The sequence below is a fragment of the Streptomyces sp. NPDC059564 genome, from assembly GCF_042735575.1.
Lineage (GTDB): Bacteria > Actinomycetota > Actinomycetes > Streptomycetales > Streptomycetaceae > Streptomyces.
Genome location: NZ_JBHWBP010000010.1, coordinates 36,340 through 51,265, shown reverse-complemented (window position 1 = coordinate 51,265; position 14,926 = coordinate 36,340). Strand labels below are relative to the sequence as shown.

Annotated in this window: 16 protein-coding genes and 1 pseudogene; 15 read left to right on the top strand and 2 right to left on the bottom strand. The window is 72.1% G+C overall.

Annotation, left to right across the window (positions count from 1 at the left end; translation table 11 throughout):
* Positions 1 to 22 precede the first annotated feature (22 nt).
* From ACFV0Q_RS04310 to ACFV0Q_RS04285, 6 genes and pseudogenes are all read left to right on the top strand, one after another.
* Positions 23 to 817 (top strand): GntR family transcriptional regulator, encoded by a 795-nt coding sequence (locus ACFV0Q_RS04310; protein ID WP_385000219.1) that lies wholly within the window; start codon positions 23 to 25, stop codon positions 815 to 817.
* On the top strand, positions 814 to 1,497 hold the full coding sequence (locus tag ACFV0Q_RS04305) for a YdcF family protein (RefSeq protein ID WP_385000216.1): 684 nt from the start codon (positions 814 to 816) through the stop codon (positions 1,495 to 1,497). The genes ACFV0Q_RS04310 and ACFV0Q_RS04305 overlap by 4 nt, the downstream gene beginning before the upstream one ends.
* Positions 1,460 to 1,726 (top strand): annotated as a pseudogene (locus ACFV0Q_RS04300) (HAD hydrolase-like protein); the annotation flags it as partial. The gene ACFV0Q_RS04305 and the pseudogene ACFV0Q_RS04300, both read left to right, overlap by 38 nt.
* A gap of 601 nt (positions 1,727 to 2,327) precedes the next feature.
* A complete protein-coding gene (locus ACFV0Q_RS04295; protein ID WP_385000276.1) occupies positions 2,328 to 2,990 on the top strand; it encodes a hypothetical protein in 663 nt (220 codons plus the stop codon).
* 521 nt (positions 2,991 to 3,511) lie between these two features.
* Positions 3,512 to 3,649: a hypothetical protein gene (locus tag ACFV0Q_RS04290; protein ID WP_385000213.1), complete on the top strand. Its 138-nt coding sequence runs from the start codon at positions 3,512 to 3,514 to the stop codon at positions 3,647 to 3,649.
* Positions 3,650 to 3,866: 217 nt separating this feature from the next.
* On the top strand, positions 3,867 to 4,232 hold the full coding sequence (locus tag ACFV0Q_RS04285) for a PH domain-containing protein (protein ID WP_385000210.1): 366 nt from the start codon (positions 3,867 to 3,869) through the stop codon (positions 4,230 to 4,232).
* A 46-nt stretch (positions 4,233 to 4,278) separates the two neighbouring features.
* On the opposite strand, the gene ACFV0Q_RS04280 is transcribed toward ACFV0Q_RS04285, so the two are convergent.
* Entirely contained in the window at positions 4,279 to 5,202 is a 924-nt protein-coding gene (locus tag ACFV0Q_RS04280) for an SMP-30/gluconolactonase/LRE family protein (RefSeq protein ID WP_385000207.1), read from the bottom strand.
* 112 nt (positions 5,203 to 5,314) lie between these two features.
* Between ACFV0Q_RS04280 and ACFV0Q_RS04275 the strand changes: the two genes are divergently transcribed.
* The 9 genes from ACFV0Q_RS04275 (at position 5,315) to ACFV0Q_RS04235 (ending at position 14,630) form a co-directional block, all read left to right on the top strand.
* The gene (locus ACFV0Q_RS04275) at positions 5,315 to 5,749 is read left to right on the top strand and encodes an Lrp/AsnC family transcriptional regulator (protein WP_385000204.1); all 435 of its coding nucleotides are present in this window, start codon (positions 5,315 to 5,317) and stop codon (positions 5,747 to 5,749) included.
* Entirely contained in the window at positions 5,746 to 6,627 is an 882-nt protein-coding gene (locus ACFV0Q_RS04270) for a DUF2797 domain-containing protein (RefSeq protein WP_385000201.1), read from the top strand. Before ACFV0Q_RS04275 ends, ACFV0Q_RS04270 begins: the two co-directional genes overlap by 4 nt.
* Positions 6,628 to 6,750: 123 nt before the next feature.
* Positions 6,751 to 7,089: an antibiotic biosynthesis monooxygenase family protein gene (locus ACFV0Q_RS04265; RefSeq protein WP_385000199.1), complete on the top strand. Its 339-nt coding sequence runs from the start codon at positions 6,751 to 6,753 to the stop codon at positions 7,087 to 7,089.
* On the top strand, positions 7,073 to 7,960 hold the full coding sequence (locus ACFV0Q_RS04260) for an amidohydrolase family protein (RefSeq protein ID WP_385000196.1): 888 nt from the start codon (positions 7,073 to 7,075) through the stop codon (positions 7,958 to 7,960). The genes ACFV0Q_RS04265 and ACFV0Q_RS04260 overlap by 17 nt, the downstream gene beginning before the upstream one ends.
* Positions 7,961 to 8,061: 101 nt before the next feature.
* Complete coding sequence (locus ACFV0Q_RS04255) at positions 8,062 to 8,829, top strand: response regulator transcription factor (protein ID WP_385000193.1); 768 nt, start codon at positions 8,062 to 8,064, stop codon at positions 8,827 to 8,829.
* Positions 8,830 to 8,852: 23 nt separating this feature from the next.
* Positions 8,853 to 10,358: a sensor histidine kinase gene (locus tag ACFV0Q_RS04250; protein WP_385000271.1), complete on the top strand. Its 1,506-nt coding sequence runs from the start codon at positions 8,853 to 8,855 to the stop codon at positions 10,356 to 10,358.
* A 25-nt stretch (positions 10,359 to 10,383) separates the two neighbouring features.
* Entirely contained in the window at positions 10,384 to 11,649 is a 1,266-nt protein-coding gene (locus ACFV0Q_RS04245) for a glycosyltransferase (protein ID WP_385000190.1), read from the top strand.
* Positions 11,646 to 13,883 (top strand): ArnT family glycosyltransferase, encoded by a 2,238-nt coding sequence (locus ACFV0Q_RS04240; RefSeq protein ID WP_385000187.1) that lies wholly within the window; start codon positions 11,646 to 11,648, stop codon positions 13,881 to 13,883. The genes ACFV0Q_RS04245 and ACFV0Q_RS04240 overlap by 4 nt, the downstream gene beginning before the upstream one ends.
* A 90-nt stretch (positions 13,884 to 13,973) precedes the next feature.
* Complete coding sequence (locus ACFV0Q_RS04235) at positions 13,974 to 14,630, top strand: TetR/AcrR family transcriptional regulator (protein ID WP_385000184.1); 657 nt, start codon at positions 13,974 to 13,976, stop codon at positions 14,628 to 14,630.
* On the opposite strand, the gene ACFV0Q_RS04230 is transcribed toward ACFV0Q_RS04235, so the two are convergent.
* Positions 14,617 to 14,781: a hypothetical protein gene (locus ACFV0Q_RS04230; RefSeq protein WP_385000181.1), complete on the bottom strand. Its 165-nt coding sequence runs from the start codon at positions 14,779 to 14,781 to the stop codon at positions 14,617 to 14,619. The two genes, ACFV0Q_RS04235 and ACFV0Q_RS04230, sit on opposite strands and share 14 nt — an antisense overlap.
* Positions 14,782 to 14,926 lie beyond the last annotated feature (145 nt).

Here is a 14,926-nt window from a genome sequence, read left to right as displayed (position 1 = left end):
GCGTCCTGCGATAGGAGTTGAGATGACGCCAAAGTGGCGAGAGCTAGCCGACAAGCTGGCCGAGCAGATCAGAAGGGGTGACTACGCCCCGGGCGAGCGGTTGCCGCAGATCAGGGAACAGGTCGAGGCGGGCGAAGGCTCCAAGGTGACCGTCCACGCCGCCTACAAGGCGCTGGAAGCGGAAGGCCTGGTCACCTCGTCCCGGGGCCACGGCACCGTTGTGCGACAGCAGGTCCCGCTCAAGCGACTTGGCATCGCCCGGTACGACAAGGCCAAGTGGCTCGACGGGGACGAAGTGGCCTTCATCGCGGACCGCGTGGCCTCAGGGCGGGCGTACCGCCGCAACGAGCAGACCCAGTCGGTCAGCCTTGTCGAAGCGCCACCCGAGGCGGCCGCCGCACACGGGCTGCCGGCAGGTGCCCAGGTCTACGCACGCGCACGGCTGGTGAAGGAGGGCGATCAGCCGACGCACACGCTGACCAGCTACTACCGGCCCGAGCATGTCGAAGGCACCCGTCTGGTGGATCCGACGCCTGGTCCGGCCGGCCGTGGCGGCGGATTTCGCGTCTTGTACGACGCGGGGTACGAGATCGACCACATGAAGGAGCGGGTGTTCGCCCGCACCCCCACAGCCGACGAGGTGAGGCTCTTGCAGCTTCCGCAAGGCGAACCCGTGGTCGAGCTGCACCGGACGACGTACACGGCCGACGGCACCGTGGTCGAATTCGCCATCGGGGTGCACGCCGCCTCGCGCTTCGCCTGGGAGTACGACTTCAAGGTGCCGGACTCAGCGAACGACTCGGAAGGCCGCGAGTGATCTCGACGCAGGACTGGGCAGACACCCGGCTCCTCTGGGACTACCACCAGATGGGCCATGCCCCGCAGCCGTGCTCGGTCGCGATTGGGCTCGGCAGCCACGATTTGGGGGTGGCCGACGCCGCAGTCGACCTGTACGAGCGCGGAATGGCCCCCCTGCTCGTGTTCACCGGAGCCACCAGCCCGACGACGCGCGAGCGGATGCCCCGGGGCGAGGCCGTCCACTACCGGGAGCGGGCGTTGGAACTCGGAGTGCCCAGTTCCGCCGTGCTCGTGGAGCCGCGGGCCCGAAACACGGGCGAGAACATCCTCTTCAGCCGAGAACTGCTGCGAGAGGCCGGCGTCGACGTGTCCTCGGTGCTGCTGATCAGCAAGCCGTACGAGGAGCGTCGCGCGTACGCCACGGCACGGAAGCTATGGCCCGGAGTCGAGATCGTCAGCGCTTCCAGCCCGATGACGCTGGGCAAGTACGTCGACTCCATCGGCGACGCCCGCATGGTCATCGACATGCTGGTGGGCGCGTTGCAGCGGCTGCTGATCTACCCGGAACAGGGTTTCATGATCCGTCAGCAGGTGCCGGACGACGTGATCGAAGCGTACGAGCGGCTGCGCCGAGGTGGCTTCACGAGCCGCCTGCTGCTGGATGATTCGGGCCAGGCGCGAGGCCGGGCGAGCCGGTAACGGCCGACTCCACAGCGAGGTGCCATCAGGGGGGCAGGGGAATCTTCGGACAGGGGTCGGACAGCCCCACCTGATGAAGCCCAACCCGTTCCCGATCATGAGGGCGGCGGAGCAGGCACGGGTGGGGGTATCGGACTGCACCCTCGTTGGTGACTCGCTCATCGATGCCCATGCCACCCATGCCGCCGGCGCAAGGGTCATCACCTACGCCGACAACCCCCACAAGGCCGCGATCTTCGCCGAGTCCGGAGCCGACGCCATCGCAGACGCCATGAGCGCCTTCCCCACGGCTTCCCCACGGCTTCGCCGTATGAGCCACGCGAAGCTGTTACAGGTTTCTCTACCTCATCAAGCACCCGGCTGCGCTTCGCTCCGCCGGGCGGGCTTCCCGGCTCCGCTCGGGGCGACGCTCCTGCCTTCGGCCCGCTCCGCCCCCGCTGCGCCGACGCCCGCCCCTGCAAGGCGGGATAGGCCCAAAGGCATGAGGCAGTCCCCTACAGGCCCGCGGTGCCATCACTCACCGACGTGCCTCCGGCGGGGGCCTCCGGCTCCGGGATGGCGGGGGCGCCATTGGCGGGTGCCGGCCCGTGGATGGTTGAGGCGGGGAACTCCCATCCCGTCTGCCGTCGGCCCAGGACAAGCCGAGCAGACACGGCACCGGGCGTCCAGGTCGTTCGTCCAGTTGGGCGCTCCACCTGGACGCCCGGCACCGCGCCCGCTCAACGTGTCATGGGCCGACGGCAGACGGGATGGGAGTTGGGAAGTCTGTGGTTGCGGTGCATGGGGCAGGAACCTCGTGACTTTCCGCCCCACTCCTCCAGGAGCTGACCTTGATCCCAACCACGAGAATCGAAGTGGATCCGTCCTTCCCCGCAGCGTTGGCAATGGGAATGCCCGACGAGGACCAAGTCAGCGAGGAAGGGTACGGATTTTTCAGAGATGTCTGGGCCCTTGGAGAAGTGAGCCACGGGGAAGCTGTTCGTTTGATCGGGGAAGAGAAGCGGCTGGTCAGGCTCGTTGATCAGGGAAGTCGGAATGCTGCCGAGTTCGAGGCCTTGGCGAAGGCTCTGGAGCGAGGGGAGCCCGAGTACCTGCCGCCTGGCTACGCTGCGGCGCACCCTGGCAGTGAGCTTGTGCAGCTCGTGTCCGAGCTTGACGAGGAGACGGCGACTCTTGACGCCCTCGAACTTGGGGTAGCGGGGCTGTCGTACGCCCTCTCCTCCGTCGGATGCTTCACCGCAGCGAGTTGTCGAAGCCACCACGACGGGGGGACGTGGTCAGATCGTCCAGTGATCTTCTTTGCGGCTGAGCGGCCGACCGTTCACTGGCTCACGCCTCTGATTCGTGACAGTGGGTGCGGATACGCGGACGGCAGCGAGCGGGCAGAGAGGCTCTTGATCGTGCAAGCACCGTCGATCAGTAATTTCATGGACCTGGCTGAGCGCATCGTGCAGCAAGCCCAACGGCAGGGGGCCGGCGGTGCTCGATCGTGAGGTGTCCCCTCACCTGAGAATGGCAGACGGGACGTTAAACGGCAGGTTCGGCTAGCACTTGGTGCCGAGCTGCCAGCCAGGACCATTGGCTTGTGATCTCAGTCACACCATTGCATGGTGTCGCGATGCGCGGCCGCTACCAATGGGGTCACGAACTATACAACGATACGTTGCATAGTGATATGTGTGCTGGATAGTTGTCTCGTGGATGGCGGTGCCCTGACGTGTGAAATTGTCGTCCAACCAGGCGGTTATCCGGGTGAAACCTGGTATATACGCCGGGTGTGGGTGCAGTGGGACTGTGCGATGCGATCGCAAATGACGCTAATCATTCGAGGGTTATGGCGGATTGCTGAGGTGAGTGAAGGGCTCATCATGAGAGCTCGGTTGCCCACCCCCAACTGCCTGGGCTGCAACCGCGACGGTGGGGGTGGGCCAGAACCATGGGAGGTTCCATGTCGAGTCTGACCCTGTGTGGCCAGGAGTCAAATCCCGGGCGGCGACTTAGCGGGTTGGTTACCGTGATCGTCATCGTGCTGGTCCTGTGGCCGGCTGCCGCCGAAGTCCTCAGTGCCTATGTGAATGTCATGGCTGTGGTGGCGGCCCTGGTAGGTGGCGGTACAGCAGCCGTATACCGCAACCGCAGCAACCCCGCCTGACCGACAGCATCCCGGTGAGGCCCTGAAGTGGCCGGAATGACCGGCACTGACCGGTCTCGCTAGAGCTACGGATCAGAAGGTTGCAGGTTCGAATCCTGCCGAGTGCACAGCCGAAGAGGCCCCCCGGTTCACCGGGGGGCCTCTTGCGTTGTCTTCACGTCCTCGTGGCTAGCCTTCGAAGATCGGATGGTCTTTTGAAGCTTTGAAGGGGGACTCCATGGGTCTGTTCGGAAATGCCCACCACGTGGATCCGGGCTCGGCGCAGCGGGACTTCGCGCGGCTGCTGGGGAACGGGGAGCAGGTGCACGCGGCGTACCTGCTGATCCGGGACACGATCCTGTTCACCGACCGGCGGCTGGTGCTGGTCGACAAGCAGGGGCTCACCGGGAAGAAGGTGGAGTACCACTCGATCCCGTACCGGAGCATCACGCACTTCTCCGTGGAGACGGCCGGGCACTTCGATCTCGACGCCGAGCTGAAGATCTGGATATCGGGCATGCCGGCGCCGATCGAGAAGACCTTCACCAAGGGGGTCGACATCTACGAGATGCAGGCGATCCTGACGCAGTTCGTCGCCCGCTAGGCGGGTGGACGGGGCCGTCCGGGTGACGGACGGCCCCGTCGTCGGGCTAGGCGCGGGCGGGCCGGGCGCGGGGCAGGCCCGTCACCGACATCACCAGCGAGTAGAGCGAGGTGGTGGCGGTGATGAAGAGGCGGTTGTTCTTCGGGCCGCCGAAGGCGATGTTCGAGACGGGTTCCGGCACGCGCAGGCGGCCGATGAGGTCGCCGTCCGCCGCGTAGCAGTGCACGCCGGAGTCCATCGCGGCCGCCCACAGCCGGCCCTCGTCGTCGAAGCGGATGTTGTCCGGCCGGGGGCAGGTGGCGAAGACGCGGTCCGCACTGAGGGTGCCGTCGTCGCCGGCCTTGAAGGCGCGGATGTGGCCCGCGCGGGTGTCGGAGACGTAGAGCTCGCTCTCGTCGGGGGAGAAGACCAGGCCGTTCGGGCCGAGGAAGCCGTCCGCGACGAGCCGGACCTCGCCGGTGGCGGGGTCGGCGCGGTAGACGTTGCAGGCGCCGATCTCGCTCGGTGCGCGGTGGCCCTCGTAGTCGTTGGTGATGCCGAAGTCCGGGTCGGAGAACCACACCGAACCGTCCGAGCGGACCACCGCGTCGTTCGGGCTGTTGAGCCGCTTGCCGTCGTAGCGGTCGGCGATGACCGTGATCCGGCCGTCGGGCTCGGTGCGGGTGACGCGCCGGTTGCCCTGCTCGCAAGTGATCAGGCGGCCCTCGCGGTCGAGGGTGTTGCCGTTGGAGTGCCCGGCCGGGGAGCGGAAGACGGAGACCGCGCCGGTGGCCTCGTCCCAGCGCAGCATCCGGTCGTTGGGGATGTCGCTCCACACCAGCTGGCGCCAGGCCGGCAGGTACAGGGGGCCTTCGGCCCAGCGGCAGTCGTCGTACAGCCGCTCCAGGCGCATGTCGCCGTTGGCGCAGCGGCCGGTCCGGAAGCGTTCGTCCAGGACCTCGTACAAGTCACGGTCGGCAATGCCAGACATGGATCCCCCAAATGAGCAATGAGCCGAATCTCGTTCGGTGTGACTGTGAGATTGCAGGATCAGGTACCGTCTTCGCAAGAGCAGCCCTGGGGCCCATGGGAGGAAACACCGCGTGGACGACATCGACCGGGCGCTGGTGCGGCGCCTCCAGCAGGACGCGGGCCAGTCCTACGCCGCCCTCGGCGCGGCCGTCGGGCTCTCGGCCGGGGCGACCCACGAGCGCGTGCGCAAGCTGCGCGAACGCGGGGTCATCCGGCGGACCACCGTCGACGTGGACCCGGCCGCCGTGGGCAGCGGGGTGCTCGCCTACGTCATGGTCGACTCCCGCACCTGGATGGGCGACTCCCGGGACGCCTTCGAGGCCATCGCCGAGATCCAGGAGGCGCACGTCATCGCGGGCAGCGCCTCCGTCCTGGTCAAGGTGCGCACCGCCACGACCGGCCAGCTCCAGGACGTCCTGCGGCGCCTCTACGCCATCGACGGCGTCAGCGGCACCCAGGCCACCGTCGTCCTGGACACCTTCTTCGAGCGGCCCCTCCCGCTGTGAGCTGGCGGTGCACCGGAATCCGGTGGACCGGCGGCCGCCCCGCCATGGGCTGGTACGGCCCGTCGGGAGAGGAGCGCACCAGCCCTCTCGCGTACGGGGTGCCGCTGGTCTTCACCGTGCGGGGCGAGCGGCGCTGCGTGGGCGTGCGGCGGGCCGGGAAGCGGACCCCGTGTCCGACGGCCCGGACCGTGCCCGGCCGGACGGGCAGCGCCCAGTGCCCCGAGTGCGCCCGCCTCGACCGGTCCTTCTCGGTGGCGGCCGACACCAACGCCGCCGACCCGCGCACCTACCGGGTGTACCTGGCGTGGTTCGGGCCCGGCATGGTCAAGGTCGGCATCACCGCCGAGGAGCGCGGCGGGGCCCGGCTGCTGGAGCAGGGGGCGGTGACCTGGGCCTGGCTGGGGCGCGGGCCGCTGATGGCGGCGCGCCGCACCGAGGAGCTGCTGCGCGCCGCCCTCGGGGTGCCGGACCGGATCGCCTACGCCCGCAAGCGCGCCGTACGGGCCCACCTGCCGCAGGAGCCCGAGCGGGCCCGGGAGGTCGCCGAGCTGCACGCGCGGGCCGCCGCGCTGCCCGGCTGGCCGGAGTCACTGGAGCGGGTGGCGTGCGAGATCACCGACCACGCCGGGGTGTTCTGGCCGGACGGGCCGCCCGCCCCGGCCCGGGTGGTCACGGAGCTGGTGCCCGGCGGGACCGTCGCGGGCCTGCTCGCGGGGGCCGCCGGGCCCGACCTGCACTTCGCGGACGGGCTCGTGGTGGACACCCGGCTGCTGGCCGGCTGGGAACTGGGCGCCGCGTCCGCCGGGGCGGTCACCGACGTGCCGCTGGCGGAGATCACCGCGGCGCTTCCCCCGGCGGAGCAGGACGGCTTGTTCTGACCCAGGGGCCGCCCGGGGCCGCCTCGGGCCGCCCCGCCGGGCCAGGTCAAAACTTGGATCCCTTTGGACTCCGGGGGCCGTTCGCGGTGGACATGCCAGGGCCCGCCCGCCGAGGGTGGGGGCATGAGCATTCAGCCCGTCCAGGCGTTCGAACCGCCTTACGTGATGGCCGTATTCAGCAACGTCCGCACCCCCGACGACACCGGATACCCCGAGACCAACGCCCGGATGAACGAGATCGTCGCCGAGAACCCCGGCTTCCTCGGCTACGAGTCCGCGCGCACCCCCGGCGGCCTCGGGATCACCGTCGCCTACTTCCGCGACCACGAGTCCCTGGGCGTCTGGCGGCAGGATCTGGAGCACCAGGAGGCCATGCGGCACGGCCGTGACCACTGGTACGAGAGCTACACCCTGCACGTCGCGACCGTAGAGCGGAGCCACGGCTTTGCCCGCAACGACTGAGGCCGTCCGCGCCTTCCGGGAACGGCTCGGTCTGCCCGGACTGGTCGACGTGCACACGCACTTCATGCCCGACCGGGTCCTGGCCAAGGTCTGGGACTACTTCGACGGCTTCGGCCCCCTCACCGGCGTCGCGTGGCCCATCACCTACCGGCACGAGGAGGAGCAGCGGGTCGCGCTGCTGCGGGAGTTCGGGGTCCGGGCCTTCACCTCCATGCTCTACCCGCACAAGCCCGCGATGGCCGCCTGGCTCAACTCCTGGGCCGCGGACTTCGCCGCCCGCACCCCCGACTGCCTGCACACCGCGACCTTCTTCCCGGAGGCGGACGCCCCGGCGTACGTCCGGCAGGCGGTGGAGGGCGGGGCCCGCGTCTTCAAGGCGCACCTCCAGGTCGGCGGGTACGACCCGAACGACGAACGCCTCGACGCGGTGTGGGGGCTGCTCGCCGAGGCCGGGATCCCCACCGTGATCCACTGCGGTTCGGGCCCCGTCGCGGGCAAGTACACCGGACCGGGGCCCGTCGCCCGGCTGCTGGAGCGCCACCCCGGCCTGCCGCTGATCGTCGCCCACATGGGGATGCCCGAATACGCCGACTTCCTCGACCTGGCCGACCGCCACCCCGCGGTCCGCCTCGACACCACGATGGCCTTCACCGACTTCGCGGAGCGGCTCGGCGGCTTCCCGCCCGTGGACCTCGGGCGGCTCGCGGACCTCGGCGACCGGATCCTGCTCGGCACCGACTTCCCGAACATCCCCTACCCCTACGAGCACCAGCTGGCGGCCCTCGAACGGCTCGGGCTGGGTGACGACTGGCTGCGGGCCGTCTGCCACGACAACGGCGCCCGCCTCTTCGGACTCGCCCCCATTTCTTGAGGGAGGCACTGCCTGAGGGAGGTACCGCCTGAGGGAGGTTTCTCAGGAGATTCACAGGAAGGGGCAAGAACGCTCTCAGAGGCGGCGGCCAGCGTGAAGCCATGACTGCGACGACCACCTCACACGCGTCCACGTCCACCGGCACTCCGACGGCCCTCGTGCGGCCCGACGGCGGACCCTGCCGGGTCCTCGTCGTCGACGACGAGGCCTCGCTGTCCGAGCTGCTGTCCATGGCCCTGCGCTACGAGGGCTGCGAGGTCCGCAGCGCCGGAGACGGCGCCGGCGCCGTGCGCGCGGCCCGCGAGTTCCGCCCCGACGTGGTCGTCCTCGACATCATGCTCCCCGACATGGACGGGCTGGCCGTGCTCGGACAGCTGCGCCGCGAGATCCCGCAGGTCCCGGTGCTCTTCCTGACCGCGAAGGACTCCGTCGAGGACCGGATCGCCGGTCTGACCGCGGGCGGCGACGACTACGTCACCAAGCCCTTCAGCCTGGAGGAGGTCGTCGCCCGGCTGCGCGGCCTGGTCCGCCGCTCCGGCGCCGCCCAGGCGGCGCGCGGCGGGTCCGTCCTGGCCGTCGGCGACCTGCGGCTCGACGAGGACAGCCACGAGGTGGTCCGCGGCGGCCAGGAGGTCCACCTCACCGCCACCGAGTTCGAGCTGCTGCGCTACCTCATGCGCAACCCCCGCCGGGTGCTCAGCAAGGCGCAGATCCTCGACCGGGTCTGGTCCTACGACTTCGGCGGCCAGGCCAACGTCGTCGAGCTCTACATCTCCTACCTGCGCCGGAAGCTGGAGGCGGGCACCGGCCTGCCCCCGATGATCCACACCCGGCGCGGCGCCGGCTACCTGATCAAGCCGGCCGAGTAGTGGCCCTGCGCCCGCCCCGCATCCTGCGCCGCCCCTGGTCCCTGCGGACCCGGCTCGTCGTCTCGGCGGTGGCCCTGATCGCCGTGGTGGGCGCGGCCATCGGGACCGTCACCACCCTCGCGCTGCGCTCGTACCTGGTCGACCGGCTCGACGACCAGCTGAGCGTCTCCCTGGACATGGCGACCCGGGGGCCCGGCGCGGGGAAGGCCGCCCGCGAGAACAACCTCGGCTTCGTCCTGGCCCCCGGGAACCCCACCGGCACCGCCGGGATGCGCCTCGACTCCGACGGCAAGGTCCTCGGCACCGGCCTCAGCTCCCCCGGCGACGGATCCCCGCTCGACCACGTCCGCCCCCTCGGCGCGGCCCAGACCGAGGCACTCCTCGCCGCGGCCCGGCAGGCCGCGCACGGCCGCCCCGGGCCGGTGGAACTGGAGCTGCCCGGACTGGGCGGCTACCGGGTGCGCGGCGCCCCCGACGGCAGCCTGGTCCTCGCCATCCCGCTGCGGGACGTCGACCGTACGGTGGGCACCCTCGTCGGCGTCGAGGTCTCCGTCACCCTCGCCGGGCTGATCGCCGCCTCCCTCGCCGGACAGGCCCTGATAGCGGTCGCCCTGCGTCCGCTGCGCCGGGTCGCCGCCACCGCCACCCGCGTCTCCGAACTCCCCCTGCACAGCGGCGAGCCCGCCCTCCACGAACGGGTCCCCGATGCCGAGGCCGACCCCCGCACCGAGGTGGGCCAGGTCGGCGCCGCCCTCAACCGGATGCTGGGCCACGTCTCCTCCGCGCTCACGGCCCGCCAGCAGAACGAGATGCGGGTCCGCCAGTTCGTCGCCGACGCCAGCCACGAGCTGCGCACCCCGCTGGCCTCCATCCGGGGATACGCCGAACTGACCCGCCGGGGACGCGAGGAGACCGGCCCCGACACCCGGCACGCGCTGGGACGGATCGAATCCGAGGCCACCCGGATGACCGGCCTGGTCGAAGACCTGCTGCTGCTCGCCCGGCTCGACGCGGGCCGGCCGCTGTCCACCGCCGACACCGACCTCGCCCCGCTCGTCGTGGACGCCGTCAGCGATGCCCGCGCCGCCGGCCCCGACCACCACTGGCGCCTGGAACTGCCCGACGAGCCCGCTCCCGTACGCGCCGACCCGGCCCGGATCCAGCAGGTCCTGGTGAACCTCCTCGCCAACGCCCGCACCCACACCCCGCCCGGCACCACCGTCACGGCCCATGTTTCACGTGAAACATCCGCCGTCCGGCTCCGGATCGCGGACGACGGGCCCGGAATCCCGCCCCAGCTGCTGCCCCACGTCTTCGAGCGCTTCGCCCGGGGCGACGCCTCCCGCTCCCGCGCGGCCGGATCCACCGGCCTCGGCCTCGCCATCGTCCAGGCCGTCGTCGCGGCGCACGGCGGCCAGGTCGCCGTACGCAGTGAACCCGGACGCACCGCCTTCGAGGTGCTGCTGCCGCTCGCCGCCGCCCCGGCGGGGAACTCACAGACCGGGCACAGGCTCACCACACAGCGGTGACAGGGCGCCCCGCGAGGGTCGGAGCATGTCAACCGACGCCTCTCCCGGGGCGCTTCCGGCCCGGGCGCCCCTCGCGCCCCTGCCCGGAGTGCCCGTACTCGACGTGGTGATCCCGGTCTTCAACGAGGAAGAGGACCTCGGCCCCTGCGTACGCCGACTGCACGCGCACCTCACCCGTTCCTTCCCCTACCCGTTCCGCATCACCATCGCCGACAACGCGAGCACCGACCGCACCCCCGAGGTCGCGGCCGCCCTCGCCGTCGGCCTCGCCGAGGTGCGCAGCACACGGCTGGAGGAGAAGGGCCGCGGCCGGGCCCTGCGCACCGTGTGGAGCACCTCGGAAGCGCCCGTCCTCGCGTACATGGACGTGGACCTCTCCACCGACCTGAACGCCCTGCTGCCGCTGGTCGCCCCGCTCATCTCCGGCCACTCCGACCTGGCCATCGGCACCCGGCTGGCCCGCTCCGCACGGGTGGTGCGCGGCGCGAAGCGGGAGTTCGTCTCCCGCGCCTACAACCTGCTGCTGCGCTCCTCGCTCGCCGCCCGGTTCAGCGACGCCCAGTGCGGGTTCAAGGCCATCCGCGGGGAGGTGGCGCAGCGGCTGCTGCCCCTGGTGGAGGACGCCGGCTGGTTCTTCGACACCGAGCTGCTGGTGCTCGCCGAGCGGGCCGGGCTGCGGATCCACGAGGTGCCGGTGGACTGGGTCGACGACCCCGACTCCAGCGTCCACCTCGTGCGCACCGCCACCGAGGACCTCAAGGGGGTCTGGCGGGTGGGCCGGGCCCTGGCCGTCGGGGCGCTCCCGCTCGACCGGCTCGCCCGCCCCTTCGGGGACGACCCGCGCGACCGCAGCGCCCTGCCCGGGGTCCCGCGCGGGCTGGCCCGGCAATTGCTCGGGTTCTGCGCGGTCGGCGTCCTGAGCACCCTGCTCTACCTGCTGCTCTACTCCGCGCTCCGGCCGGCGGCGGGCCCCCAGGGGGCCAACGCGGCCGCGCTGCTGCTGTGCGCCGTGGCCAACACCGCCGCCAACCGACGGCTGACCTTCGGCGTGCGCGGCCGGGCCCGGGCGGTGCGCCACCAGGCCCAGGGGCTCGTGGTGTTCGGCATCGGACTGGCCCTGACCAGCGGATCGCTCGCCGCCCTGGGAGCGGCCACCGCGGAGCCGGCCCACGGCACCGAACTGGCTGTACTGATCACCGCCAACCTCGCCGCCACCGTGCTGCGGTTCCTGCTCTTCCGCGCCTGGGTCTTCCCCGAGCGCACACCCCCTACGACCGAGGAGGGTCCGTGACCACGGCCGCACCGCCGCTCTTCCCGCCCGCCGCCCCGCTGCCCGCCACCGTCCGCGACACGGTCGCCCGGCCCCGCTGGGAACGGCCCGCGTACGCCGCCCTGCTGCTGGGCACCGCCCTGCTCCTGCTGTGGAACCTGGGCGCCTCCGGCTACGCCAACTCCTTCTACTCCGCCGCCGTCCAGGCGGGATCCGAGAGCTGGAAGGCCTTCTTCTTCGGCTCCTCCGACGCCGGGAACTCCATCACCGTCGACAAACCCCCGGCCGCCCTGTGGCCGATGGCGCTGTCGGTACGCCTCTTCGGGCTCGGCTCCTGGCAGATCCTCGTCCCGCAGGCCCTGATGGGCGTCGGGACGACCGCCGTGCTGTACGCGGCCGTACGCCGCCCGTTCGGACCGGCGGCGGCCCTGCTCAGCGGGACCGCGTTCGCGCTGACGCCCGTCGCCGCGCTGATGTTCCGCTTCAACAACCCCGACGCGCTGCTCACCCTGCTGCTCACCGTCACCGTGTACTGCGTACTGCGCGCCCTCGACGGGGCCCGGACGCGGTGGCTGGTCTGGGCCGGTGTCGCCGTCGGGTTCGGCTTCCTGACCAAGACCCTCCAGGCGTTCGTGATCCTGCCGCCGCTCGCCCTCCTCTACGCCGTCTGCGCGCCGACGCGGCTGCGCCGCCGGCTGGGGCAGCTGCTGGTGGCCGGGCTGGCCGCGGTGCTGGCCGGGGGCTGGTGGGTGGCGGTGGTGGAGCTGTGGCCCGCGGGGTCCCGCCCGTACATCGGTGGCTCGCAGAACAACTCCTTCCTGGAACTGACCCTCGGCTACAACGGGCTCGGCCGGATCAGCGGCAACGAGACGGGCAGCGTCGGCGGCGGGGCGGCCCGCGGTGGCGGGGGCGGCGGCTGGGGGGAGACCGGGATGGACCGGCTGTTCTCGGCCAATATCGGTGGCCAGATCTCCTGGCTGCTGCCCGCGGCCCTGGTGCTGCTGGTGGCCGGGCTGGTCGTCACCTGGCGGGCCCCCCGGACCACGGACTCGCTGCAGAGCCTGGCCCGCGCGGCGTTCCTCGCCTGGGGCGGCTCCCTGCTGATCACGGCCGTGGTGTTCAGCTGGATGCAGGGCATCTTCCACGAGTACTACACCGTCGCGCTGGCGCCCTTCGTGGCGGCGCTGGCCGGCATGGGCGTGGCCGTGCTGTGGGAGGAGCGGGGCGGGTGGCCCGCCGCGCTCACCCTGTCGGGAACCCTGGCGCTGACCGCGTGGTGGGCCTTCGTCCTGCTCGGCCGCTCCTCCGGGTACGTGCCGTGGCTGCGGTGGGCGGTGCTGGCGGCCGGTCTGGGCGCGGCGGCCGCGCTGCCGTTCGCCGCGCGGCTGGGGCGGCGGGCGCTGCTCGGGGTGGCCGCCGTCGGGCTGGGCGCGGCGCTCGCGGGACCGTTCGCGTACTGCCTGACCACCATCGCCGCCGGGCACACGGGCTCCATCGTGACGGCCGGTCCGGCGGTCGCGGGCGGCCGGGGCGGCTTCGGCGGCCCGGGCGGCATGCAGGGCCGCTTCGGCCCGGGCGGGGAGGCCCCGCCGGGGGTTCCTCGCGGGACGGGCGGCGCGGGGGTGCCCGGCGGGTCTGGCGCACCCGGCGGCACCGGGGCACAGGGCGCGACCGGCGGAACCGGGGTGCCCGGCGGGACCGGCGTACAGGGTGGGACCGGCGGTCCCGGGGCACTCGGAGGAACCGGCAGCACTGGCGGACCGGCGGCGCCCGGCGCACAGGGCGGAACCGGCCGACCGGGCGGCCAGGGCGGCGGCGGTGGTGCCGGGCGCGGTGGTGCCGGTGGGCCGGGCGGGCTGTTGGGCGGGACCCGGGTCGGTGCCGGGGCGACGGCCGCGCTGCGTGCCGGTGCCTCGCGCTACACCTGGGCGGCGGCGGCCATCGGCTCCCAGAACGCGGCGAGTTACCAGCTGGCCTCGGGCGCACCGGTCATGGCGATCGGCGGCTTCAACGGCAGCGACCCCTCCCCGACGCTGGAGCGGTTCCAGGAGTACGTGAAGTCGGGCCGGATCCACTGGTTCATCGCCTCCGGCGCCGCCGGCGCCAGCGGCGAGGGCGGAGCGCGCCAGGGCGGCGGTCCCGGCGGGGCCACGGGCAGCGCCATCGAGAGCTGGGTGAAGGGCGCGTTCAAGGCCACCACCGTCGACGGGGCCACCTTCTACGACCTGACGGCTCCTTCGGCCGGCTCGTCCTGATCCCGCCTGGACGGACGGGTAACCCCCTAGCATCAAGAGGGCGGACCGGGCATTCCGGGCTGATCCCCTTGTGGCGAGGAGGGTGCCTCCATGGCGACCGAGGCCGATCCGGGCGAGGCCAGGACCAGTGTGTGGCTGGCCGCCAGGCCCGCCGCCCACGCCAGACGCCGCAGCGAGGCACCCTCGGGGCTGGACCGGGACAGGATCACCGCCGCGTCCGTACGGCTCCTCGACGCGGAGGGGCTGGGCCGGTTCTCCATGCGGCGGCTGGCCGCACAGCTCGGGGTCACCGCGATGTCCCTGTACTGGTACGTGGACACCAAGCACGATCTGCTCGAACTGGCCCTGGACAGCGCCCTGGGCCAGCAGCGGCTGCCGTCCGGGCCCCCTCAGGAGGAGGCCTGGCCGGGCCGGCTGCGGACGCTCGCCTGCGGCTACCGGCGGCTGCTGGCCGAGCACCCGTGGGTGGCGCCGCTGAGCGTGGCCTACCCGAACATCGGCCCGCACGCGCGGGCCTTCGACGCCGCCCTCCAGCGGCTGCTGGACGCCACCGGTCTGGCGGACCCGTGCCGGACCGGCGCGCACCTGGCGGTCTCCCAGTTCCTGCACGGCTGCGGGGGGACGGCCCGGCGGGCGCCCGAGGCGGAGTTCGGGCTGGCGCTGGACGTCCTGATCGCGGGGATCGAGGCGAAGGCCGAGGCCGGTGCCGGAGCCGGCGTCCGGGCCGCGGGGTTCAGCCCTCGGTGACGGTGATCCGCGCGCTGTAGGCGTCGAGCGGGTCGGCCGAGGTGACGAGGACCCGGTGGGTGCCGCCCGGGAGGTCGGGCACGGTGACCGTGGCCCGCAGGTCCCTCGGGCCGACGGCCCGGGCCAGGACGGCGGCCGTGCGGATCGGCATGTTCTTCCTCGCTCACGGAAACGGGACGCGCGGTGACGGTGATCCGCGCGCTGGCACACCCGCCACGGAGAGCGCAGCCGGGGGGGGGGCCGCCCGGGCGATAAACAAACCGGCAAGGGCCCGGGAGCCCCCCCCCGGGGGGCCC

Excerpts from the sequence above, each read along its gene's own strand:
- ACFV0Q_RS04280 (WP_385000207.1), bottom strand. The coding sequence starts at position 5,202 with ATGTCTGGCATTGCCGACCGTGACTTGTACGAGGTCCTGGACGAACGC.
- ACFV0Q_RS04310 (WP_385000219.1), top strand. The coding sequence starts at position 23 with ATGACGCCAAAGTGGCGAGAGCTAGCCGACAAGCTGGCCGAGCAGATC.
- ACFV0Q_RS04235 (WP_385000184.1), top strand. The coding sequence starts at position 13,974 with ATGGCGACCGAGGCCGATCCGGGCGAGGCCAGGACCAGTGTGTGGCTG.
- ACFV0Q_RS04255 (WP_385000193.1), top strand. The coding sequence starts at position 8,062 with ATGACTGCGACGACCACCTCACACGCGTCCACGTCCACCGGCACTCCG.
- ACFV0Q_RS04230 (WP_385000181.1), bottom strand. The coding sequence starts at position 14,781 with ATGCCGATCCGCACGGCCGCCGTCCTGGCCCGGGCCGTCGGCCCGAGG.
- ACFV0Q_RS04285 (WP_385000210.1), top strand. The coding sequence starts at position 3,867 with ATGGGTCTGTTCGGAAATGCCCACCACGTGGATCCGGGCTCGGCGCAG.
- ACFV0Q_RS04245 (WP_385000190.1), top strand. The coding sequence starts at position 10,384 with ATGTCAACCGACGCCTCTCCCGGGGCGCTTCCGGCCCGGGCGCCCCTC.
- ACFV0Q_RS04265 (WP_385000199.1), top strand. The coding sequence starts at position 6,751 with ATGAGCATTCAGCCCGTCCAGGCGTTCGAACCGCCTTACGTGATGGCC.